This window comes from Streptomyces sp. WAC05374, assembly GCF_004353505.1.
GTDB lineage: Bacteria > Actinomycetota > Actinomycetes > Streptomycetales > Streptomycetaceae > Streptomyces.
The window spans coordinates 35,832-59,006 of the sequence record NZ_SMNQ01000006.1; the positions used below are offsets into that span (position 1 = coordinate 35,832).

General features: G+C 70.9%; 19 protein-coding genes and 2 tRNA genes. 17 read left to right on the forward strand and 4 right to left on the reverse strand.

The genetic code is table 11. The features are described from left to right. Positions 1–12: 12 nt before the first annotated feature. On the reverse strand, positions 13–150 hold the full coding sequence (gene rpmH, locus E2B92_RS14290) for a 50S ribosomal protein L34 (RefSeq protein ID WP_018846094.1): 138 nt from the start codon (positions 148–150) through the stop codon (positions 13–15). 359 nt (positions 151–509) lie between these two features. Between rpmH and dnaA the strand changes: the two genes are divergently transcribed. From dnaA to E2B92_RS14350, 11 genes are all read left to right on the forward strand, one after another. Continuing rightward, positions 510–2,285 carry a chromosomal replication initiator protein DnaA gene (dnaA, locus tag E2B92_RS14295; RefSeq protein ID WP_126884176.1) on the forward strand — a complete coding sequence of 592 codons (1,776 nt, stop codon included), beginning with the start codon at positions 510–512 and terminating at the stop codon, positions 2,283–2,285. A gap of 807 nt (positions 2,286–3,092) precedes the next feature. Beyond that, positions 3,093–4,223, forward strand: a complete 1,131-nt coding sequence (gene dnaN / locus E2B92_RS14305) for a DNA polymerase III subunit beta (protein ID WP_126884177.1) — start codon at positions 3,093–3,095, stop codon at positions 4,221–4,223. Between the two features lie 138 nt (positions 4,224–4,361). Then, positions 4,362–5,240, forward strand: a complete 879-nt coding sequence (gnd, locus tag E2B92_RS14310) for a phosphogluconate dehydrogenase (NAD(+)-dependent, decarboxylating) (RefSeq protein WP_126884178.1) — start codon at positions 4,362–4,364, stop codon at positions 5,238–5,240. A 67-nt stretch (positions 5,241–5,307) separates the two neighbouring features. Next, complete coding sequence (gene recF / locus E2B92_RS14315) at positions 5,308–6,426, forward strand: DNA replication/repair protein RecF (protein WP_126884179.1); 1,119 nt, start codon at positions 5,308–5,310, stop codon at positions 6,424–6,426. Beyond that, positions 6,423–6,953, forward strand: coding sequence for a DUF721 domain-containing protein (locus E2B92_RS14320; protein WP_133087548.1), 531 nt, complete (start codon positions 6,423–6,425; stop codon positions 6,951–6,953). Before recF ends, E2B92_RS14320 begins: the two co-directional genes overlap by 4 nt. A 607-nt stretch (positions 6,954–7,560) precedes the next feature. Continuing rightward, a complete protein-coding gene (gyrB, locus tag E2B92_RS14325; RefSeq protein WP_126889165.1) occupies positions 7,561–9,633 on the forward strand; it encodes a DNA topoisomerase (ATP-hydrolyzing) subunit B in 2,073 nt (690 codons plus the stop codon). Positions 9,634–9,674: 41 nt separating this feature from the next. Beyond that, the gene (gene gyrA / locus E2B92_RS14330; protein WP_126889166.1) at positions 9,675–12,389 is read left to right on the forward strand and encodes a DNA gyrase subunit A; all 2,715 of its coding nucleotides are present in this window, start codon (positions 9,675–9,677) and stop codon (positions 12,387–12,389) included. Positions 12,390–12,392: 3 nt separating this feature from the next. Continuing rightward, on the forward strand, positions 12,393–13,004 hold the full coding sequence (locus E2B92_RS14335; protein WP_126889167.1) for a DUF3566 domain-containing protein: 612 nt from the start codon (positions 12,393–12,395) through the stop codon (positions 13,002–13,004). Positions 13,005–13,074: 70 nt separating this feature from the next. Then, a tRNA-Ile gene (locus tag E2B92_RS14340) sits at positions 13,075–13,148 on the forward strand. Between the two features lie 173 nt (positions 13,149–13,321). Beyond that, positions 13,322–13,456 carry a DLW-39 family protein gene (locus tag E2B92_RS33395; protein WP_003958712.1) on the forward strand — a complete coding sequence of 45 codons (135 nt, stop codon included), beginning with the start codon at positions 13,322–13,324 and terminating at the stop codon, positions 13,454–13,456. A 515-nt stretch (positions 13,457–13,971) separates the two neighbouring features. Next, positions 13,972–15,324, forward strand: coding sequence for a hypothetical protein (locus tag E2B92_RS14350; RefSeq protein ID WP_126889592.1), 1,353 nt, complete (start codon positions 13,972–13,974; stop codon positions 15,322–15,324). 82 nt (positions 15,325–15,406) lie between these two features. Here E2B92_RS14350 and E2B92_RS14355 read toward each other — a convergent pair whose 3' ends face one another. Next, a complete protein-coding gene (locus tag E2B92_RS14355) occupies positions 15,407–16,936 on the reverse strand; it encodes a serine/threonine-protein kinase (protein WP_133087549.1) in 1,530 nt (509 codons plus the stop codon). Positions 16,937–17,032: 96 nt separating this feature from the next. Further along, positions 17,033–17,581: a helix-turn-helix domain-containing protein gene (locus E2B92_RS14360; protein ID WP_126889538.1), complete on the reverse strand. Its 549-nt coding sequence runs from the start codon at positions 17,579–17,581 to the stop codon at positions 17,033–17,035. Positions 17,582–17,732: 151 nt separating this feature from the next. On the opposite strand from E2B92_RS14360, the gene E2B92_RS14365 reads away from it, so the two are divergent. The 5 genes from E2B92_RS14365 (at position 17,733) to E2B92_RS14385 (ending at position 21,628) form a co-directional block, all read left to right on the forward strand. Further along, a tRNA-Ala gene (locus tag E2B92_RS14365) sits at positions 17,733–17,805 on the forward strand. Between the two features lie 210 nt (positions 17,806–18,015). Further along, positions 18,016–19,551: a hypothetical protein gene (locus E2B92_RS14370; RefSeq protein WP_133087550.1), complete on the forward strand. Its 1,536-nt coding sequence runs from the start codon at positions 18,016–18,018 to the stop codon at positions 19,549–19,551. Positions 19,552–19,607: 56 nt separating this feature from the next. Then, entirely contained in the window at positions 19,608–20,375 is a 768-nt protein-coding gene (locus tag E2B92_RS14375; protein ID WP_126888923.1) for a bestrophin-like domain, read from the forward strand. A gap of 138 nt (positions 20,376–20,513) precedes the next feature. Further along, positions 20,514–21,005: a DUF6344 domain-containing protein gene (locus E2B92_RS14380; RefSeq protein WP_185923770.1), complete on the forward strand. Its 492-nt coding sequence runs from the start codon at positions 20,514–20,516 to the stop codon at positions 21,003–21,005. Positions 21,006–21,451: 446 nt separating this feature from the next. Beyond that, positions 21,452–21,628 (forward strand): hypothetical protein, encoded by a 177-nt coding sequence (locus E2B92_RS14385; RefSeq protein ID WP_160159754.1) that lies wholly within the window; start codon positions 21,452–21,454, stop codon positions 21,626–21,628. 24 nt (positions 21,629–21,652) lie between these two features. Here the strand turns inward: E2B92_RS14385 and E2B92_RS14390 are convergent, their stop codons facing one another. Next, positions 21,653–22,369, reverse strand: a complete 717-nt coding sequence (locus E2B92_RS14390) for a DUF5324 family protein (RefSeq protein WP_126888924.1) — start codon at positions 22,367–22,369, stop codon at positions 21,653–21,655. Between the two features lie 243 nt (positions 22,370–22,612). Between E2B92_RS14390 and E2B92_RS14395 the strand changes: the two genes are divergently transcribed. After that, positions 22,613–23,146 carry a peptidylprolyl isomerase gene (locus tag E2B92_RS14395; RefSeq protein WP_126888922.1) on the forward strand — a complete coding sequence of 178 codons (534 nt, stop codon included), beginning with the start codon at positions 22,613–22,615 and terminating at the stop codon, positions 23,144–23,146. Positions 23,147–23,175 lie beyond the last annotated feature (29 nt).

The following is a 23,175-nucleotide window of genomic DNA, read 5'->3' on the forward strand; positions in this document are numbered from 1 at the left end:
CTGTTTAAGCGATCAGGCGGACAGGTTGGCGCGACCCTTGCTGCGGCGGTTCGCCAGGATGGCGCGACCGGCACGGGTGCGCATGCGCAGGCGGAAGCCGTGGGTCTTGGCACGACGACGGTTGTTCGGCTGGAAGGTGCGCTTGCTCACTCGGGGGCTCCAGAAATGATTCGTTGGTGGCGGGACATCGCCTGGCTGTCACCGTGCGCCCACGAGTAGCTCGCAATACGCCCGAGTGCACCGCTTCACGATCATTGACCATGATCTTTGCCCATCGGAGGCAGGCGGCAGCAGCCATCGACAACTCGACCTGGTTACGGTACGCGCGGCTACGCCATCCGGTCAAACCGGCCCCGGGTCGTGGTCCACTATGCACAGGCTGTGGACAACAACTTGAACCACGCGAGCCGCCGCGACTACCGTGGCTGAACTCGGATTCCTTTCCTGCCTGTCCTTCCATCCCGTCCCGAGAACCACACATTCGTGGGACCTGTGAGAGAGCGTGCCTTGTGGCTGACGTACCTGCTGATCTTGCCGCAGTGTGGCCACGAGTGCTCGAGCAGCTCCTGGGTGAGGGCCAGCAAGGCATCGAACCGAAGGACAAGCAGTGGATCGAGCGCTGCCAGCCGCTGGCCCTGGTGGCGGACACCGCGCTGCTCGCCGTCCCCAATGAGTGGGGCAAGCGCGTCCTGGAGGGCCGGCTCGCCCCACTGATCAGCGACACGCTCAGCCGCGAGTGCGGCCGCCCCATCCGGATCGCGATCACCGTCGACGACTCCGCCGGCGACCCGCCCCCCGCGCCCCCGGCGCCCGCCCGGCCGCAGCCGCCCCAGCAGCCGCGCTACGACGAGCGCCAGCAGCCCGAGGCGTACGACAAGCCCTACGAGAAGTACGACGGCTACGGGCACCGCCCCATGCCCGACGACGGCCTGCCGGCCGTGCGCCCCGCCTACCCCGAGTACCAGCAGCAGCGCCCCGAGCCGGGCGCCTGGCCGCGTACCCAGGAGGACCTGTCCTGGCAGCAGCCGCGCCTCGGCGGGTTCCAGGAGCGCGACCCCTACGCGACGGCCCGGCCGCAGCAGCCGCACCACGACTACCGCGGCCCGCAGAGCACCGAGCCCTCCCCGTTCGACCAGCAGCGCGCCGACCGGCGCGACCTGCCGGACGCCCCGGGGCAGCAGCGTCCCGGCGGCGCGGGCACCGCGGCGAGCGGCACCGGCACGGCGGCCGCGGGCGGCCGGCCCGGTGAGCCGCACGCACGGCTGAACCCCAAGTACCTGTTCGACACCTTCGTCATCGGCTCGTCGAACCGGTTCGCGCACGCGGCCGCCGTGGCGGTCGCGGAGGCGCCGGCGAAGGCGTACAACCCGCTCTTCATCTACGGGGAGTCGGGGCTCGGCAAGACCCACCTGCTGCACGCGATCGGGCACTACGCGCGCAGCCTCTACCCCGGTACGCGGGTGCGGTACGTGAGCTCGGAGGAGTTCACCAACGAGTTCATCAACTCCATCCGCGACGGCAAGGGCGACACCTTCCGCAAGCGCTACCGCGACGTGGACATCCTGCTCGTCGACGACATCCAGTTCCTGGCGAGCAAGGAGTCGACGCAGGAGGAGTTCTTCCACACCTTCAACACGCTCCACAACGCCAACAAGCAGATCGTGCTGTCCTCGGACCGGCCTCCCAAGCAACTGATGACGCTGGAGGACCGGCTGCGCAACCGCTTCGAGTGGGGCCTGACCACCGATGTGCAGCCGCCGGAGCTGGAGACCCGGATCGCGATCCTGCGCAAGAAGGCGGTGCAGGAGCAGCTCAACGCCCCGCCGGAGGTCCTGGAGTTCATCGCCTCCCGCATCTCGCGCAACATCCGCGAGCTGGAGGGCGCGCTGATCCGGGTGACGGCGTTCGCGAGCCTCAACCGGCAGCCGGTGGACCTGGTGCTCACCGAGGGCGTCCTGAAGGACCTGATCCCGGGCGGCGAGGACGCGGCCCCCGAGATCACGGCGGGCGCCATCATGGCGGCCACCGCCGACTACTTCGGGCTGACGGTCGAGGACCTGTGCGGATCGTCGCGCAGCCGGGTGCTGGTGACGGCCCGCCAGATCGCGATGTACCTGTGCCGCGAGCTGACGGACCTGTCGCTGCCGAAGATCGGCGCCCAGTTCGGCGGCCGTGACCATACGACGGTGATGCACGCCGACCGGAAGATCCGGGCGCTGATGGCGGAGCGGCGTTCCATCTACAACCAGGTCACCGAGCTCACGAACCGCATCAAGAACGGCTGAGGCAGGCCGCCGCAGGCTCCGTAGGGCTTCCTGGGACACGGTCCCGGGGCGCCCTTCGCCGTTGTCCACACCCTGTGCCCGGCAGGCGATGTTCGAATAGTTCGGTGGGTCACCGGGTTCTCCACAGATCCTCAGGCGATCTTCGATCCACAGGCTGGGGACTGTCGAGTTGTCCAGATCGCGTCCACAGGGCGGGGTGGGGAGACCTGATCATTGCAGGTCAGGGCCTTGTGGATTTGTGGCCGAGCATGCTCCACAGGCTGTGGACGGTTTCGTCGTCCACAGGCTGTGATCGCGGTTGTCCACCGGCGGCCCACAGGCGTCGGTCCATGGTCCACAGCTTCTCCACACCGCTGTCCACTGTTCGGCAACGAAACGCCCGGCCTCACCGCGCCGAGTGAAAGCCGTCACACCAAGGTGGTCGGTTGGCCTGTGGGGAAGCTGGGTAAAACTGGGGACGGCGCTGGGGAGAAGTCGGCCCGTGCTGTGCATCGGGTGTGCAGAACTTTCCCGCGTCCACAGACAGGGCCGGTTGTCCACGGGTGCCGCCCACAGGGGCAGTGGACAAAAAACCGGCCGTGACCTGGGTGGATGGCGTTATCCACGGTTTCCACAGGCCCTACTACTACTCCCACTCAGAGTTACCGGGGAATTCGCTTCGAAGCGGGGCCTGTGCACAACTCGCCCCTGGAGCCTCCGTCGCCTCTCGTCACGACTTGACCCCGAGCCGCACCGGCTGTCGGCGGCGTGCGTCAGACTGGTTCCCGCAGTCGAGACAAGAGCCAGCAACAGCAGGAGGCGGTTCCGGTGAAGATCCGGGTGGAGCGCGATGTACTCGCGGAGGCGGTGGCCTGGGTGGCCCGCAGCCTCCCGGCCCGTCCGCCGGCGCCCGTACTCGCGGGCCTTCTGCTGAAGGCCGAGGACGGCGCGCTCAGCTTCTCCAGCTTCGACTACGAGGTCTCCGCGCGGGTCTCCGTCGAGGCCGAGGTCGAGGAGGACGGCACGGTCCTCGTCTCCGGCCGCCTCCTCGCCGACATCTGCCGCGCCCTCCCCAACCGCCCGGTGGAGATTTCCACAGACGGTGTACGGGCGACCGTGGTCTGCGGCTCCTCCCGCTTCACCCTCCACACCATGCCTGTGGAGGAGTACCCGGCCCTGCCGGAGATGCCCACCGCGACCGGCACCGTCCCCGGTGAGGTCTTCGCCTCCGCCGCCGCCCAGGTCGCCATCGCGGCCGGCCGCGACGACACGCTGCCCGTCCTCACCGGCGTACGCATCGAGATCGAGGGCGACACGGTCACGCTGGCGTCGACCGACCGCTACCGCTTCGCGGTCCGTGAGTTCCTGTGGAAGCCGGAGTCCCCGGACGCCTCGGCCGTCGCCCTGGTGCCCGCCAAGACGCTGCTGGACACCGCCAAGGCGCTGACGAGCGGCGACACGGTCACGCTGGCGCTGTCGGGCTCGGGCAAGGGCGAGGGTCTGATCGGCTTCGAGGGCGCGGGCCGGCGCACCACGACCCGTCTGCTCGAGGGCGACCTCCCGAAGTACCGGACGCTTTTCCCCACCGAGTTCAACTCGGTCGCGGTGATCGAGACGGCGCCGTTCGTCGAGGCCGTCAAGCGTGTGGCGCTGGTGGCCGAGCGGAACACCCCGGTCCGGCTCAGCTTCGAGCAGGGCGTGCTCATCCTGGAGGCCGGTTCCAGCGACGACGCACAGGCTGTGGAGCGTGTGGACGCTCAGCTCGAGGGCGACGACATCTCCATCGCCTTCAACCCGACGTTCCTGCTGGACGGCCTGAGCGCGATCGACTCCCCGGTCGCCCAGCTCTCCTTCACCACCTCCACCAAGCCCGCGCTGCTCAGCGGCAAGCCGGCCGTGGACGCGGAGGCGGACGAGGCGTACAAGTACCTGATCATGCCGGTGCGGCTGAGCGGCTGAGTACGCCCGCGGACCGCGCGCCCGGGTGGCGGTCCGGGCGCCTGATGAGCGCCTGACCCCACAGGTGTGCGCCCGCGTCCGGGCGTAGGCTCGGACGCGGGTACGAACTCTCCGCACACAACGATTGAGGAATCTCTGATGGAGCTCGGTCTCGTCGGTCTCGGCAAGATGGGCGGCAACATGCGCGAGCGCATCCGCCGCGCGGGTCACACCGTCATCGGGTACGACCGCAACCCTGACCTCGCCGATGTCCACAGCCTCGAGGAGCTTGTGGGCAAGCTCAAGGGTCCGCGCGTCGTGTGGGTCATGGTCCCGGCCGGTGCCGCGACCCAGTCCACGGTCGACGAGCTGGCCGAGCTGCTCTCCCCCGGTGACGTCGTCGTCGACGGCGGGAACTCCCGCTGGACGGACGACGAGAAGCACGCCGCCGAGCTGGGCGAGAAGGGCATCGGCTTCGTCGACTGCGGCGTCTCCGGCGGCGTGTGGGGCCTGGAGAACGGCTACGCGCTGATGTACGGCGGCGACGCCGAGAACGTGGCGAAGGTCCAGCCGATCTTCGACGCGCTCAAGCCGGAGGGCGAGTTCGGCTCCGTCCACGCGGGCAAGGTCGGCGCGGGCCACTTCGCCAAGATGGTCCACAACGGCATCGAGTACGCCATGATGCAGGCGTACGCCGAGGGCTGGGAGCTCCTGGAGAAGGTCGACTCCGTCACCGACGTGCGCGAGGTCTTCCGCTCCTGGCAGGAGGGCACGGTCATCCGTTCCTGGCTGCTCGACCTGGCGGTCAACGCCCTGGACGAGGACGAGCACCTGGACCGGCTGCGCGGCTACGCCCAGGACTCCGGCGAGGGCCGGTGGACCGTGGAGGCCGCCATCGACAACGCGGTCCCGCTGCCGGCGATCACCGCGTCGCTGTTCGCGCGGTTCGCGTCCCGGCAGGAGGACTCGCCGCAGATGAAGATGATCGCCGCGCTGCGCAACCAGTTCGGTGGCCACGCGGTCGAGTCCAAGAAGTAGAACAACGGCATCCACAGGCTGTGCACGACGGTGCACGGCCCATGCCGGGGGAAGGTCGGCGCACACCATGCACGTCACGCATCTGTCGCTGGCCGACTTCCGCTCGTACGCCCGGGTCGAGGTCCCTCTCGAGCCGGGCGTCGGCGTCTTCGTCGGTGCCAACGGGCAGGGCAAGACCAACCTGGTCGAGGCGGTCGGGTACCTGGCGACACTCGGCAGCCACCGGGTGTCGTCCGACGCCCCCCTGGTCCGCATGGGCGCCGAGCGGGCGATCATCCGGGCGGCGGTCCGGCAGGGCGAGCGGTCGCAACTCGTCGAGCTGGAGCTCAACCCGGGGCGGGCGAACAGGGCCCGTATCAACAGGTCCTCGCAGGTCAGGCCGCGCGATGTGCTCGGCATCGTCCGGACGGTGCTGTTCGCGCCGGAGGACCTGGCGCTGGTGAAGGGCGACCCGGGGGAGCGGCGGCGCTTCCTGGACGAGCTGATCACCGCGCGGTCGCCCCGGATGGCGGGCGTGCGCTCCGACTACGACCGGGTGCTCAGGCAGCGCAACACGCTGCTGAAATCCGCCGCCATGGCTCGGCGGCACGGCGGCCGCTCCATGGACCTGTCCACGCTGGACGTGTGGGACCAGCACCTCGCCCGGGCCGGGGCGGAGCTGCTGGCGCAGCGCCTGGACCTGGTCGGGACGCTCCAGCCGCTGGCGGACAAGGCGTACGAGCAGCTCGCGCCGGGCGGCGGGCCCGTGGCCCTCGAGTACAAGGGCGCCGTGTCCGGGGCGCACGGGCGCGAGGCCCTGTACGAGGGACTGCTCGCCGCGCTGGCCGAGGTGCGCAAGCAGGAGATCGAGCGGGGCGTCACGCTGGTGGGTCCGCACCGCGACGACCTGGTGCTCAAGCTGGGCGAGCTGCCCGCGAAGGGGTACGCCAGCCACGGCGAGTCCTGGTCGTACGCGCTGGCCCTGCGGCTCGCCTCCTACGACCTGCTGCGGTCCGAGGGCAACGAGCCGGTGCTCGTGCTCGACGACGTCTTCGCGGAGCTGGACGCGCGGCGCCGCGAGCGGCTGGCGGAGCTGGTCGCACCGGGCGAGCAGGTCCTGGTGACGGCGGCGGTCGACGACGACGTGCCCGGCGTGCTGGCGGGGACGCGGTACGCGGTGGCGGAGGGTTCGGTGGAGCGGCTGTGACGGACGCACGGGTGCCGGAGCCGTCGGGCGTCGACCTGGCGCGGGTCGCGCTGCGGGCGGCCAAGGAGCAGGCGAGGGCCAGGGGCGCCGCGGCGCAGCAGAAGAAGCAGGCCCGGCGGGGCGGTGGGCTCCGCTCGGGCGCGCGTGCGGACGGCCGCGATCCGCTGCCGCTGGGCGCCGCGATCAACCGGCTGATCACCGAGCGCGGCTGGGAGACCCCGGCCGCCGTGGGCGGCGTGATGGGCCGGTGGCCGCAGATCGTGGGCGAGGACCTGGCCAAGCACTGCGTGCCGCTGCGGTACGACGAGGACCCCGACGAGCGGGTGCTCACCGTGCAGTGCGACTCGACCGCGTGGGCCACCCAGTTGCGCCTGCTGGCGCCGCGGCTGGTGGCGCGGCTGAACGAGGACCTGGGACAGGGGACGGTCCGGGTGATCAAGGTGCTGGGCCCGGGCGGGCCCCGGCGCGGATACGGCGGCCCCCTGCGGGCGCCGGGCAGCACGGGCCCGGGCGACACGTACGGCTGACGGGCGGGGCCGGCGGACGGCCGTCGGCGGGCCGGCGGACGGCGGCAACCGCCCTCAGCCACCGACACATACCGAGCCGGGCCGCGAGCCCGGACCACCCGGAGCCGCGCCAACCCGCGAACCACCAACCCGCGCGCGCGTCTACCCACCCCCCGCGCGTGCGGGGGCGGCGCGGCTCGTGCGGCAGCCCGGCGGTCCGGGCGCTGTGCGCGTGGGGCGCGCGTCGTGCTCGTACGCGTTCAGCCCCCGCCCCGCCCCGCCCCGCTGCCGATGCCCCGCCCCCGCCCTGCTGCCGATGCCCCGCCCCGCCCTCCGACGGGAGTGCCGGGGCCGGCGGAGCGGGCGACCGACCGGGTGGTCGGGTGAGGTGGCCGTCACCGTCGCTGGAGGTTGACAGGCCGAAGCGCTGAGTGGCGGCGTGAGGCTCTTGAAGCCCCTTCCCGGATATGGGGAGTCGGTCGGCGCCGGTTCAGGGCGGCACATGCGGACTCAGGCACCGGCAAGCCCCCATTAATGTCAGTGCTACCGGTAGACTGGTAGGTAATCCCGCCCACTGCGGAACATGTCGAACGACGCAGCCGCTCCCGCATGCCCGGAGAGACGGCTTGTGCTGTGCCAGAAAGGGCGCTTCGTGGCCGATTCCGGCAACCCCAACGAGAACATTCCGTCCACTGCCGCCGGCGAGAACGGCGAGGTCACCGCCTCGTACGACGCCAGCGCGATCACCGTCCTCGAGGGTCTGGACGCGGTCCGCAAGCGACCCGGCATGTACATCGGGTCGACCGGCGAGCGTGGACTCCACCACCTGGTGTACGAGGTGGTGGACAACTCCGTCGACGAGGCCCTGGCCGGGCACGCGGACACCATCGACGTCACCATCCTCGCGGACGGTGGCGTCAAGGTCGTGGACAACGGGCGAGGCATCCCCGTCGACATCCACCCCGTCGAGAAGAAGCCGGCCGTCGAGGTCGTCCTCACCGTCCTGCACGCGGGCGGCAAGTTCGGCGGCGGCGGCTACGCCGTCTCCGGTGGTCTGCACGGCGTCGGTGTGTCCGTCGTCAACGCGCTGTCCTCCCGCGTCTCCGTCGAGATCAAGCGCGACGGGTACCGCTGGACCCAGGACTACAAGCTCGGTGTGCCCACCGCCCCGCTGGCCAAGCACGAGGAGGTCGCGGACTCCGGCACGTCGGTGACCTTCTGGGCCGACGGGGACATCTTCGAGACGACCGAGTACTCCTTCGAGACGCTCTCGCGGCGCTTCCAGGAGATGGCCTTCCTCAACAAGGGCCTGCGGATCTCGCTGACCGACGAGCGCGAGTCGGCCAAGGCGACGATGAACGCCGACGACCCGGACGCCGCCGAGACGGCCGAGGAGGCCCCGGCGCGGACGGTCTCGTACCACTACGAAGGCGGCATCGTCGACTTCGTCAAGTACCTCAACTCGCGCAAGGGCGAGCTGATCCACCCGACCGTGATCTCGGTGGAGTCCGAGGACAAGGAGCGCATGCTCTCGGTCGAGATCGCGATGCAGTGGAACTCGCAGTACACGGAGGGCGTGTACTCCTTCGCGAACACGATCCACACCCACGAGGGCGGTACGCACGAAGAGGGCTTCCGCGCCGCGCTCACGGGCCTGGTCAACCGGTACGCGCGCGACAAGAAGCTGCTGCGCGAGAAGGACGACAACCTCACGGGTGAGGACATCCGCGAGGGTCTGACGGCGATCATCTCCGTCAAGCTCGGCGAGCCCCAGTTCGAGGGCCAGACCAAGACCAAGCTGGGCAACACGGAGGCCAAGACCTTCGTGCAGAAGGTCGTCCACGAGCACCTCTCGGACTGGTTCGACCGCAACCCCAACGAGGCCGCGGACATCATCCGCAAGGCGATCCAGGCCGCCACGGCGCGCGTCGCCGCCCGCAAGGCGCGCGACCTCACCCGCCGCAAGGGCCTGCTGGAGTCGGCGTCCCTGCCGGGCAAGCTGTCCGACTGCCAGTCGAACGACCCGGCCAAGTGCGAGATCTTCATCGTCGAGGGTGACTCCGCCGGCGGCTCCGCCAAGTCCGGCCGGAACCCCGAGTTCCAGGCCATCCTGCCCATCCGCGGCAAGATCCTGAACGTCGAGAAGGCGCGGATCGACAAGATCCTCCAGAACACCGAGGTCCAGGCGCTGATCTCCGCCTTCGGCACCGGTGTGCACGAGGACTTCGACATCGAGAAACTTCGCTATCACAAGATCATCCTGATGGCGGACGCCGACGTCGACGGCCAGCACATCAACACCCTGCTGCTGACCTTCCTCTTCCGCTTCATGCGGCCGCTGGTCGAGGCCGGGCACGTCTACCTCTCCCGCCCGCCGCTGTACAAGATCAAGTGGGGCCGGGACGACTTCGAGTACGCCTACTCGGACCGCGAGCGCGACGCGCTCGTCGAGCTCGGCAAGCAGAACGGCAAGCGCATCCGCGAGGACTCCATCCAGCGCTTCAAGGGTCTGGGCGAGATGAACGCCGAGGAGCTGCGCATCACCACCATGGACCAGGACCACCGGGTGCTCGGCCAGGTCACGCTGGACGACGCGGCGCAGGCCGACGACCTGTTCTCGGTGCTCATGGGCGAGGACGTGGAGGCGCGGCGCTCGTTCATCCAGCGCAACGCCAAGGACGTCCGCTTCCTCGACATCTGAGTCGGTCCTTGCTGACCGTACGAAAGGACTGAAGACCAGCAATGGCCGACGAGAACACCCCTGACACTCCTGACACGCCCGGCACCCCCGCCGTGGTGACTCCCGAGGAGGAGCCCACCGTCCCCGGTGTGGGCCTCCGGGTCGAGCCCGTCGGGCTCGAGACCGAGATGCAGCGCTCGTACCTCGACTACGCGATGTCCGTCATCGTGTCGCGTGCGCTGCCCGACGTCCGGGACGGCCTCAAGCCCGTCCACCGCCGCGTGCTGTACGCGATGTACGACGGCGGCTACCGGCCCGAGAAGGGCTTCTACAAGTGCGCCCGCGTCGTCGGCGACGTCATGGGCACGTACCACCCGCACGGTGACTCCTCCATCTACGACGCCCTGGTCCGCCTGGCCCAGCCGTGGTCGATGCGCATGCCGCTGGTGGACTCCAACGGAAACTTCGGGTCCCCGGGCAACGACCCGGCCGCCGCCATGCGGTACACCGAGTGCAAGATGATGCCGCTGTCCATGGAGATGCTCCGGGACATCGACGAGGAGACCGTCGACTTCCAGGACAACTACGACGGCCGCAACCAGGAGCCGACGGTCCTGCCGGCGCGCTTCCCGAACCTGCTGGTCAACGGCAGCGCCGGTATCGCGGTCGGTATGGCGACCAACATTCCGCCGCACAACCTGCGTGAGGTCGCTGCCGGTGCCCAGTGGGCGCTGGAGCACCCCCAGGCCACCCACGAGGAGCTCCTGGACGCGCTGATCGAGCGCATCAAGGGCCCCGACTTCCCGACCGGCGCCCTCGTCGTCGGCCGCAAGGGCATCGAGGAGGCGTACCGCACGGGCCGTGGCTCCATCACGATGCGCGCGGTCGTCGAGGTCGAGGAGATCCAGAACCGCCAGTGCCTGGTGGTCACGGAGCTGCCCTACCAGGTCAACCCGGACAACCTGGCCCAGAAGATCGCCGACCTCGTCAAGGACGGCAAGATCGGCGGCATCGCCGACGTCCGGGACGAGACGTCCTCGCGTACCGGCCAGCGGCTCGTCATCGTCCTCAAGCGGGACGCGGTGGCCAAGGTCGTCCTCAACAACCTCTACAAGCACACCGACCTCCAGACGAACTTCGGTGCCAACATGCTGGCGCTCGTCGACGGCGTGCCGCGCACGCTCTCGCTGGACGCGTTCATCCGCCACTGGGTGACGCACCAGATCGAGGTCATCGTCCGGCGTACGCGGTTCCGCCTGCGCAAGGCGGAGGAGCGCGCGCACATCCTGCGCGGTCTGCTCAAGGCGCTGGACGCCATCGACGAGGTCATCGCGCTGATCCGGCGCAGCGACACCGTCGAGGTCGCGCGCGAGGGCCTGATGGGCCTGCTGGAGATCGACGATATCCAGGCCAACGCCATCCTCGAGATGCAGCTCCGCCGCCTGGCCGCCCTGGAGCGCCAGAAGATCGTCGCCGAGCACGACGAGCTCCAGGCGAAGATCAACGAGTACAACGCGATCCTGGCCTCCGAGTCCCTCCAGCGCCGGATCGTCAGCGAGGAGCTGGCCGCGCTCGTCGAGAAGTTCGGCGACGACCGCCGCTCCAAGCTGGTGCCCTTCGACGGTGACATGTCCATCGAGGACCTGATCGCCGAGGAGGACATCGTCGTCACGATCACGCGTGGCGGCTATGTGAAGCGCACGAAGACCGACGACTACCGCTCGCAGAAGCGCGGCGGCAAGGGCGTGCGCGGGACGAAGCTCAAGGAAGACGACATCGTCGACCACTTCTTCGTCTCCACCACGCACCACTGGCTGCTGTTCTTCACCAACAAGGGCCGGGTCTACCGGGCCAAGGCGTACGAGCTGCCGGACGCCGGCCGTGACGCCCGCGGCCAGCACGTCGCCAACCTGCTGGCCTTCCAGCCGGACGAGCAGATCGCCGAGATCCTCGCGATCCGCGACTACGAGGCCGCGCCGTACCTGGTGCTCGCCACCAAGGCCGGTCTGGTGAAGAAGACGTCGCTGAAGGACTACGACTCGCCCCGCTCCGGCGGCGTCATCGCGATCAACCTGCGCGAGCGGGAGGACGGCAGCGACGACGAGCTGATCGGCGCGGAGCTGGTGTCGTCGGAGGACGACCTGCTGCTCATCAGCAAGAAGGCGCAATCGATCCGATTCACCGCGACGGACGAGGCGCTGCGCCCGATGGGCCGTGCGACCTCGGGTGTGAAGGGCATGAGCTTCCGCGAAGGCGACGAGCTGCTCTCGATGAATGTCGTCCGGCCCGGTACGTTCGTCTTCACCGCGACGGACGGCGGGTACGCGAAGCGGACCGCCGTCGACGAGTACCGCGTCCAGGGTCGTGGCGGCCTCGGCATCAAGGCTGCCAAGATCGTGGAGGACCGCGGCTCGCTCGTCGGCGCGCTGGTGGTGGAGGAGACGGACGAGATCCTCGCCATCACGCTGTCCGGTGGTGTGATTCGTACGCGAGTCAACGAAGTCAGGGAGACGGGCCGTGACACCATGGGCGTCCAACTGATCAACCTGGGCAAGCGCGATGCCGTCGTCGGTATCGCTCGCAACGCCGAGGCCGGTCGCGAGGCCGAAGAGGTCGAGGGAGCCGCTGGGCTCGACGACATCGACGGGACCGAAGAGACCGACGTGACCGAAGCGACCGCAGAGGTCGAGGACACCACCGAGGCTGCCGCCGGAAGCGGCGCCGCGGCCGAGGCAGTCGAGGGCACGGAGCCCTCGGCCGGGGAGCACGAGGAGTAAAGCGTGAGTAAGGCCACGGGCGCCGGATCGGCCGCTTCCGGAACGAGCGGTGCCCGTGGCCCTGCCACGGACTCCCAGGGGGTTACGGTGACCACGTACGACGACGGCCCACTGCCCGCCGAGCGGCCCGCTTCCGGGCAGCAGTCGGGGCAGCCCTACCACCCGCCGCAGGCGTACGCCACGCAGGGCGGCGGCACGGGCGGCACGGTGCGCCGGCCGCGTACGGGGGCGAAGACGACGCCCCGTACGCGCAAGGCCAGGCTGCGGGTGGCCAAGGCCGACCCGTGGTCGGTGATGAAGGTCAGCTTCCTGCTCTCCATCGCGCTGGGCATCTGCACGGTGGTGGCGGCAGCGGTGTTGTGGATGGTCATGGACGCGATGGGCGTCTTCTCGACCGTCGGCGGCACGATCAGCGAGGCCACGGGCTCCAACGAGAGCAATGGCTTCGACCTTCAGGCGTTCCTTTCGCTGCCGCGCGTGCTGATCTTCACGTCGGTCATCGCGGTCATCGACGTGGTCCTGGCCACGGCCCTGGCCACGCTGGGCGCCTTCATCTACAACCTCTCGGCGGGTTTCGTGGGCGGCGTCGAGCTCACGCTGGCCGAGGACGAATAGCGGATTTGGGTACTCGCCGCTCTGTGCGCTAATCTTCAGAGGTCAGCGCGGGCGGCGAGCCCGACGCGGAGGGGCTATAGCTCAGTTGGTTAGAGCGCATCCCTGATAAGGATGAGGCCACAGGTTCAAATCCTGTTAGCCCCACAGTGACGATCGGCCCGGACGGAGATTCTCCGTCCGGGCCGATCGCTTTGTGCGGCGAGTCGCTGTGCGAGGTGAGCCGGTCGGGCGGGACGTAGGTCACCGATCGGTATCGGTCGGTGTGTATAGTCGGGCGCCAGAAGGTCTCCTACGTCAAGGAAAGACGAGGTCGCGCGGTGAAGAAGCTTCTCCTGGTCGCACTGGCCGCCATCGGCGGGCTCCTCGTGTACCGCCAGATCCAGGCGGATCGCGCCGAGCAGGATCTGTGGACGGAGGCGACCGACTCCGTGCCCGCAGGTTCCGGTGTGTGACGCACCAAGCACGCAGTCTGTGAAAGGGCCCCGGCCGCTGGGAAAGCGGCCGGGGCCCTTTGCCGTGCGGTGGCGGGTGTTCGTGCCGGGGCCCTTTGCTGTGCGCTGCGGTCGCGGGGGTTCGTGCGGGGCGGCGCGGGGGGATGTCGCGGGCAGTTCCCCGGTCGTGACGTTGAGCGTTTTTCTTTGCCTCTGTTAATTGTCGACTTGCAGGGGCAAAGTGCTGTGGGGTCATCGGCGGCGGGGAGATCGGGGGTGGGAGATCGGGGGTGGGGAAATCGGGGGTGGGAGATCGGCGGCGGGGAGATCGGGGGTGGGAGCGGGTGCCCGTATCCAGGGGCAGGGACAAGCGGGGTGATTCGGTCGGCCGCGCAGACAGCGGAGGGACGGGCGGGGCAGGATGGACCGGCCCTGTGGCCGCCACGGCGGTGGGTGGCACGTCGTCCCAGTCGCGGGAGGCGGGTTGTACCGGTGCGGCGCGGGGCGGCCGCGGAGAGGACGAGGGGAAGCGCGTGATGAGGCGGAGGGGCGGCGGCACGGCCGGCCGGGCGGTGTCGGGTGCGTCGGCGGTACTGGCGGTGGTGTGCGCCACGGCGGCACTGCCGGGGCACCAGGCGTGGGCGGCCGAGGGCGGTGCGGGGTACGTCTTCGCCGAGGGCATCAAGGCGACCCGTGGCGCGGCGACCACGAGCGACGCGCCCCGGCTCGACGCGGGCTCCATCTACAAGGACGCCATCAAGGGCGGGGCCAAGCTGACCTACCGCGTGGACCTGGACGCGAGGACGAACGCGTACGTCTCCGCCGTCGCCGTGCCGAAGCCCGGCTCCCAGGTCGGTACGTTCGACAGCCTGAAGGTGTCCCTCCAGGACCGCAACGGGTACGACTGCAGCTCCAACGAGGCCCGCTTCGGCTCGGCCGAATTCGCCCGCCCGGTCGCCGCCTACGCCCACCGGACGATGAAGCGGGACAGCTCCTCCTGCCAGGAAGCAGGCGCGTACTACGTCGTCATCGAGCGCGACAGCAAGGCGACGTCCACGCCCGACGCGTGGGATCTGGAGATCCGGCACGAGCTGGAGCCCAGGCTGAAGACCGAGGGCCCGACCGCCGCGCCCGAGAACTGGCCCAGCGCCTCCCCTCCGGCACCGGCGGGCGCCCCGCGCGAACGGTCCGGCGGCGCCGGGTTCTTCGACGCGACCGGCCTCACGGAGGGCGAGTGGACGGACCGCATCGAGCCCGGCCAGTCGCGCTTCTACCGCGTGCCGGTGGACTGGGGCCAGCAGATCTTCGCCAGCGCCGACCTCGGCAGCTCCGCCGGGCGCGGTTTCGTGGGCGGCGCGCTGGACATGACGCTGTTCAACCCGATGCAGGGTGTGGTGACGAGCGCCAACTCGGTCTCGTACGACGGCAAGCAGAAGTCCGCCGACCTCGAACCGCTGCCACCGGTGAAGTACGAGAACCGTTTCGACTCCGGCTCGCGCTTCGTGAACACGCGGTTCGCGGGCTGGTATTACCTCCGTGTCAGCCTGAGCCCGGAGGTCGGGGAGGAGTTCGGCAAGAAGCCGTACGGACTGACGCTGCGGATCAACGTGAAGGGCGAGCGGAAGGCGGCCCCGGCGTACGACGGGCCGGCCGGCATCTTCGCCGTCACGGAGGCGGACCAGGACGCAGCGGCGAACGGCCGGAGCGGCCCGGAGGCGGAGCGGAGCGGCACCATGAAGCTGGTCGCCGCGGCCGGTATCGGGGCCGGGACGGTGCTCGTGCTCGGGCTGGTCGTCTGGACGCTGCTGGCGCGGCGGCGGGCGGCCGCGCAGGCGGGGGGCGCGGTGGAAGCCGCCCCGCCGCAGTACGGGCCGCCCACGGCCTGGTGAGCGCGGAGGCGGACGGGCTCAGATCCGGGTGAGCGCGGAGGTGAACGGGCTCAGATCCGGGTGAGCGCGGAGGTGAACGGGCTCAGATCCGGGTGAGCGCCCAGAACCCGACCGCGAAGCAGATCAGGGCCAGCAGCAGTACCGGGACCGTCACCTGCGGGGGCGGTCCCGTTCGCTTGCGCGCGGGCGATCCGGTCCGGGCGCTGCGGCCCTGGGCGGGAACCTGCGGGGCGTGGCCGGTGTATTGAAGAGTGGAGGCTGATTCGTAGGGCACCGCGGCGGTCGGGGCGTGGGGGAGATCCGGCGCGGCGGCGTGATGGGGGGAGGCCGAGTGCGCGTGGACCGGAGCGGTGGCGGGCGTGGCGGTGCCCGCGTGTGGCGCGCCGAAGGGGGGCGTGGATGCGGGGGGGCCGGTGAAGTGGGCTGGTGCTGTGGGGGGTTCGGCGAAGGGGGCCGGGGCTGCCGGGGGCGTGGATGCCGGCTGAGCCGCGTGGGGCGTGACGGCTGGGGCGATGGGTGTGGTGGGGGCGGCGGCCGGTTGCGCGGTCGCCGGATGGGGCGGTGGCGTCGGCTGGGACGCGGGGGTCTGCGGGCTCGGGTGCTGGGACGCGGAGTGCTGCGGAGGCGGGGCCAGGTGGAAGCTGCCCGTCTCCGAGGCGGCCGCGGGCCGGCGGTCGTCCGGTACGGGGGGCCGGGCGGCGGACGGGTGCGTGGCGGCCGGTGCCACCCGGACCTCGGGGCCGTCGGGGCCGAACCCGGGCGGGAGCGGCCCGATCTGGTCGAAGACCTCGACCGGCTCCTCGTCGGCCGCCGGGGCGGGCAGCATCTCGACCGCGGACGTCAGCGCCTTGCGCGCCCCCGTGGCCGTACGGAAGCGGGCCTCCGGGTCGGGCTGGAGCAGGCCCGCGAGGACCTGCCACAGCGGCTCCGGGATGCCTTGCGGGGCACCCGGCGTGCCATGGGCCGCGAAGTACTCGATCAGCGCCTGGGAGTCCGGCTTCTGCCCCTGCAGCAGATAGAGCGCGACCAGGCCGACCGCGAACAGGTCCGCCGGGAAGTCCGGCTCCGCGCCCATCATCTGTTCCGGCGCGAAGTAACCGGGCGTACCCACCACGTAGTTGGTCTCGGTCAGCCGCGGCTCGCCCTTGCGCATGGAGATGCCGAAGTCGGACAGCCGCAGGTGCGGCCGCCCGGTACCCGTCGCCTCCAGCAGGATGTTGGCCGGCTTGATGTCACGGTGCACGACACCCTCCGCGTGCACCGCGGACAGGCCGGAGAGCAACTGGTCGAGCAGGGTGCAGACGAACCGGGGCGGCAGCGGGCCGTAGTCGCCGATGACGTGCGCCAGCGAACCACCGGTCACCAGGTCCATGGTGAACAGCACCTTGTCGTCGTCCGCCGCCCAACTGGCCGGGGCCAGGACGTGCGGGTGGTCGATCCTCAGCGCCTGTTCCCGGACGAAGCGCAGCAGCGTGTGCGCGTCGCTCTGCTGCAGCACCTTGGCCGCCACATAGCGGCGCCTGCGGTGGTCCCAGGCGCGCCACACGGCGCCGACACCGCCACGTCCGATCGGGTCGATCAGCTCGTACCGACCAGCGAAGACCTCACCCATTGCGCTGCGCCCGCTCCCAGCTCCCTGTTCGGCGTCCTGCCTGGATCGCCGTCGTTGCCCCGACCGGCCGGCGTTGCCCCGACCGGCCCGCTTCGGTCAGCTCTGGTGCGACTCGTAGTGCGCGACCGCGTCCGCGGTCCGCCCGGCGCCGTACACCCGGAGGAACTCTGCCAGTTCGGGGTGGGTGGGGGCGAGGGAGTCGGCCGCGTCGATGATGTCACCGGCCGCCGCGACCGAGCGCAGCAGCGACTGGATCTCGCGCACCACGCGGCGAACGGTCGGCGCACCGGAGCTGGCCGTCGTCTGGCTGGTACCGGTGAGGACCGAGCCGCCCTGGGACTTCTTGATCTCGTCCATCCGGTCGGTGGCCTCGACCGCGCTGACGCTGCCGTCGGCGACCTGCCCGGCCAGCTCCTGGAGGGCCTGGACGCGCTGGACCACGGCCGGGTTGCCGATCTTGGCGCGCTGGCCGCTCATGAGCTGGGACAGCATCGGAGCAGACAGCCCGAGCACCGCGGCGAGACGGGCCTGGTTCAGACCCAGATCGTCGATGAGCCTACGGAAGAGCGCCCCCAACGGCTCCCCGTACCAACTGCGCTGAAGCTCTCTGGCTCTCGCGGTGGCTTCCTGCTGTGCTGCGTCCATTGCGTCTCCCCATCGCTTCGGTTCGCTGCTGCGAACCCCGTCCAGCATCTTACGGAGAGTGGTCGCCGACCGGGAGTCCCAAACCTTTTGCGAGACACCCCCGGGCACCCGGTACTCTGGTCTGCGGCACGCGCCGTTCGGCGGCCGTCCCGGGGCCTTAGCTCAGTTGGTAGAGCGCTGTCTTTGCATGGCAGATGTCAGGGGTTCGACTCCCCTAGGCTCCACCCCTCGGATGCCCCCTGACCTGTATGAACGGTCAGGGGGCATTTCTCGTGCGCGGTGCCGCGCCGCCCGTACCGCAGGCGGTGTCCGCCATCGCGGTGCACTCGCGCACGGACAGCGCAATAGCCGGGCCCCCGGCTTTCCGGGCCCTCGTGAGTGACGGACGCTGACCGGAGTCCGGGCACACCCGAGGACCGGAAGGGACCCCCTGGATGGTGGTCAGGCGAAGAACCCGTACCAGAACACTCCTCCTCTCCGCGGGAGCCCTGCTCCTGCTGGCCCACGCGGGCGGCCTGCCGGTGGCCTCCCGGCCTCCGCAGGCGGCCGCCGACGGAGTGGGCAAGGGGGCACTCGTCCTGACCGTCACCGTCAACAAGAAGACCTCGCGGCAGGCGGAGCGCGTCGGCATCCGGGTGGGCCAACCGGTCATCAAGCGGTACCGGCTGACCAACCGCTCGGGCGCCGACCTGCACCGTGTCACGGTCACCGACCCCTCGGTACCGCGGAACGCGCTGCGCTGCCCGCGCGGGCAGGGGTTCTGGATGCGGGGGATGAGCACCGTCACCTGCACGGCACGCTTCAGCGCCGCACCGGGGCGGCACACGGCCACCGTTCGCGCCAGGGGCGAGATTCCCTCGCTGGGCATGCGCCCCACCGCCTCCGTCACGGCCGGGTACCAGGGCGTGGCCGGCGCACTCGGGCTCGCCGTCACCGTCGGGGACGCCGTGGCACCCCGCGCCGTCGTCCGATACACCATCACCAACCCGGGCAACCGCACCGTTCATGGCGCACGGCTCGTCGATCCGGGCCTGGGACGGCCCCCCGTCGACTGCGCGGGCCACCCGGGGCCGCCACAGGCCCTGGGGCCGGGCGCCGTCGCGGTGTGCGTCGCCCGGTTGAACGGCCTGCGGCCCGGTAGGTACCGGAGCACGCCCGAAGTGCGAGGCAATGACCGCCTGTTCACCCTGGGCCCGTCGTGCGGACGGCTCGTCCCGCCACCGGTGCTGGTGGCGCGGGCGGCGGCGCCGTTCGTGGTACGGCCGCGCCCGGCACCGCCGCCTCCGCCGCCGAGAGCGGTGCCTCCGCCGGGTGTTGCCGCCGGTGGGGCGGGCGGGGGCGCCGCTGGTGGCGGAGCGGCGGGTGGTGGCGCTGGTGGTGCTGGTGGCGGGGCCGGTGGTGCCGGTGGGGTCGGTGGTGGTGCCGGTGGGGCTGCTGCCGGCGGTGGCGCTGCGGCGGGAGCTGCCGGGGCGGGTGGTGGTGCCGGCGGGGCCGCCGGTGCCGCTGCCGGTACGCCGGCCGGTGCGGCCGCCGGTGCCGCTGCCGCCGGTCTCCTGGCCGCCGCACCTGGTGCCCTCGGCGCCCCCGCCGCTGCCGCCGGGGCGGGCGCCGCCGCCGGGGCGGGCGCCGGGCTCGCCGTACCGCCCGGAGGGGCGGCCCCCGGTGGCCTCGCCCCGGTCCCCGGTCTGGTGCCCGGCACGGGCACGGTCCCAGGAGCGGCCGCCGGAACGGCCGCCGGTACGGGTACCGGCACCGGCACCGCCACGGGCGCGTCGTCGGGTGTGGGGGCGCGGCCCCCGGCCGGACGGCGCGATCGTTCCCGTACCGCCGACACCCCCGACGGCCGGCACCTCACCGCGCGGGCGAAGTCGGCGTACCGACGGGACGACTCCACCAGCCCGGTCGTGTTCCTCCTGCTACTGCTCCTGCCGGCCGCCGCACTGGTCGTTCTGGCGAGCCGTCGGCTGTGACCCGAGTGACCCGACCCGAGTGACCCGACCCGAGTGACCCGAGAGGAGGACAGGCCATGGAGCACGTGATCGCGACGCTGGCCTTCGGGCTGCTCGCCGCACTGGTCGCGGCCGGCGCGGTGGTCGGCTGGCGTCACTTCCACCCCGCCGAGGCGGACGACGAGGAGGGTGGTGAGGAAGTCGCCGAGTACATGTCGATGATGATCGCCCTGCTGTACGCGCTGCTCCTCGGCCTCGCCCTGGTCTCCGTCTGGGAGCTGCGGAGCGACGCCGAGAGCCACACGTCCACGGAGGCGGGCGCGCTGCACCAGATGACCGTCCTCGCCGAGGGCCTGCCGACGCCCCAGAAGAAGCGGATCGCCTCGGTGGCCGAGCGCTACGCCGTCCACGTGGTCCAGGGCGAATGGCCGAAGCTCAAGGAACGCGGGCAACTGCCCGAACCCGGCTGGGACCTGGTACGGCAACTGCGCGCGGTGGCGGCCGCCCCGACCGACGCGACGCCGTCCCAGGAGGTGACGGCCCTGGAGCTGCTCGGGCAGCTCAGCGCGCTCGACGACGCACGACGGGGCCGTGAGGCGGTCTCCCAGGAAACCCTGTCGCCGGTCCTGTGGGCCGGGATCTTCGTCGGGGCGGTCCTCTCGGTCGGCATGCTGTTCTTCTTCGGCATCGGGCGCAGCCCGGGCCAGTTGATGATGGCCATGGGCATGGTCGTGCTGACCGTGTTCCTCGGGCTCCTCATCCACCACCTCTCCACGCCCTTCGGCGAAGTCATGGGCGTCACCCCGGACCCGTTCACGCGCTACTTCCCCGCAGCTTCCGCCTAGGTCCGCAAGCCGGAGTGGGCCGGACGGGTGGTGTTCATCAGAAGATCTGCGCAGCGGCGGCGTCGGTCCTGGGCATCCCGAGATGCGTACACATCATGAGAAAGGTATGTAGATCGCCCAACCCGAAAGCGAGGGGCCATGGCCGCCGTCAATGTCACGCGCAGCGCCACGCACGACGCCGCGCACTTCTGGACCGCCTTCTTCTCTCTCCTGTCCGCGATCCTCACCGCGCTCGGCCTGAAGCGCACGCCGAGCGCCGCCGTTCCGGTGTACGCCGCCGATGCCGCGGCCGCCACCACCGCCGCGAGCGCCACCACGGCCGCGCCCGCCTCCACCGTCGAGGCCGCGCCGGCCAGGGGCGCCGTACCCGAACCCAGCCGGTTCGTACCGGCATGGGTACCCGGGTTCCACGTACGGTCCCTGCCGCCCACCATCAAGCAGCGCATCCGCGCGGAAGCGCATGGAACGTCGCCTTCCGTACGCCACCTGCCGACTCAGGCGGGCCGCTCCCCCAGGACCGCCCAGCCCGCCCAGTCCGTCCGGCCCACGCAGCCTGCCGCGGACACGCGGAAGGACCTGGCCGACGTCACCGACCAGGTCCAGCACACCGACCTCGCGCTTGCCGCATGACGTCCGTCGCACGGCCCGCCGACGACGCCACCGCAGCCTCTACGGCCGTCCAGCGGCAAGGACCCACGGAGGCACCGTGACGACGCTCCGAGCGAGCGACCGCACCACCCGGGCGACGACAACCGCCCGACCGAGCGACCGCGACGCACTGTCACCGGCCACACCGGTGGCCAGGAACGCGACCGCGACGCACCGTCCAGGCGACGAGACCGGCGCCCACAGGCCTACGGCCCGGGCAACGCCACCCGGCGCCCGCAAGACCTACCGCCCACAAGACCTACCGCCCAGGCGATCCACCGCCCAGGCGGCGACGCACCGCCCCAGCGGCAACGGCCGCCCGGCGACATGGGTGACATGACCGCCCCCTAGCGACCTGCCCGACCGACCCGACCGACCTGAGCGACCTGACCGACCTTGCCTACCGAGCGGCCTGAGTCCTGAGCGGCATGACCGCCCCGAGCGACCTGACCGACCCGAACGGCATGACCGCCCCGAGCGACCTGACCGACCCGAACGGCATCACCGCCCCGACCGATCTGACCGACCCGAACGGCATCACCGCCCCGAGCGACCTGACCGACCCGAACGGCATGACCGCCCCGAGCGGCATGAGAGAGACGTGAGCGACGTGAGCGACAGGAACGCCGCTATCGACGCTCGTCGTCCGTGCCCGCGTCGGCGTCGGCTTCGGCCTCCGCCTGCTTGGCCTCCACCTCGGGGTCGAGCGAAGCCGGGCCCGTACCGTCGACGGACGTCAGCGGAGTGCGCTCGGAGACCTCGGTGGCAGCCGGGGGCTCGACCAGCCAGTCCGGGTTCGCCTGCTTGTCCCACCACTTCCAGGCGCAGAAGGCGGCGCCGGCCAGAGCGCCGAAGATGACGAGCTTCTTGCTGAGGCGTCCCGCCCTGGCCCGACGCTCGTGCTTCCTCACGATCTTCTGAATGTCCTTCGCCGTCACCTGACCGCGCACCGCGGCCACGGCGGCGACAGAGCGGGCCATCGCCTGCTCACGTACGGGCTGAGTGGCGGCCATCGCCTGCTCCACCCGCGGCTTGGTGTAGTCCGCTGCCTGCCGTGCGGCCCGACGGGTCCGGACCGCGGCACGATGCGCGGCCTCGTCGACCTTCGGGGGCACATGCGGCGCGACACGCGCGCCGTACTGGACGCGCGCCTGTGCACGGGCCTGCTGCGCGGCCTTCGAGACCTTGGGCGCGACCCTGACACGCGCCTCGTGCGCGTAATGCTGCGCGTAGTGCGCGGCTGTGTCCCTCGCCGTCTCGGCGTAGGGCGCCACCACTTCCGCTGCGTGCCGCACGCTGTCCTTTGCCGAGCTGGTCGCGGCGCGCACGCTGTCCTTGCGGGTCACGGGATCCTCCTCCTCGGTGGCGGGGTCGGTATTCGCCTTTCCGTCCTGTTTGAAATCATGCCTGTCGGTGTCCTGGTCGGCATGCGGGACGGGGGCATCCGGGGCAATGCAGTGCAACCCCGACGGTGCCACGGTTCGCCCCGTCGCGCGGCGCTTCGGCAAGGACGGGCCCACCTTTCTTCGTGAACGGCCCTTCCGTGCGAGGATCGGTAGACGTCAGAGCAGACTTACGGAAGGCACACCGTGGCCGAGCAGCTTTACGCCACCCTGAAGACCAACATGGGCGACATCGAGATCCGGCTCTTCCCGGACCACGCCCCGAAGACGGTCAAGAACTTCGTCGAGCTCGCGAAGGGCGAGCGTGAGTGGACGCACCCGGCGACCGGGAAGAAGTCCACGGACCGCCTCTACGACGGCACGGTGTTCCACCGGGTCATCAGCGGCTTCATGATCCAGGGTGGCGACCCGCTGGGTAACGGCACCGGCGGCCCGGGCTACGAGTTCGGCGACGAGTTCCACCCGGAGCTCTCCTTCAACAAGCCGTACCTGCTGGCCATGGCGAACGCCGGCCCGGGCACCAACGGTTCGCAGTTCTTCGTCACCGTCGCGCCCACCACGTGGCTGACCGGCAAGCACACGATCTTCGGTGAGGTCGCCAACGAGGCCGGCAAGAAGGTCGTGGACGCGATCGCCGCCACCCAGACCAACCCGCGCACCGACCGCCCGGTCAAGGACATGGTCATCGAGTCCGTCGAGATCGAGACCCGCCAGGGCTGATCGCCCGGAGGCTCCGCCCGCTGCCGTTT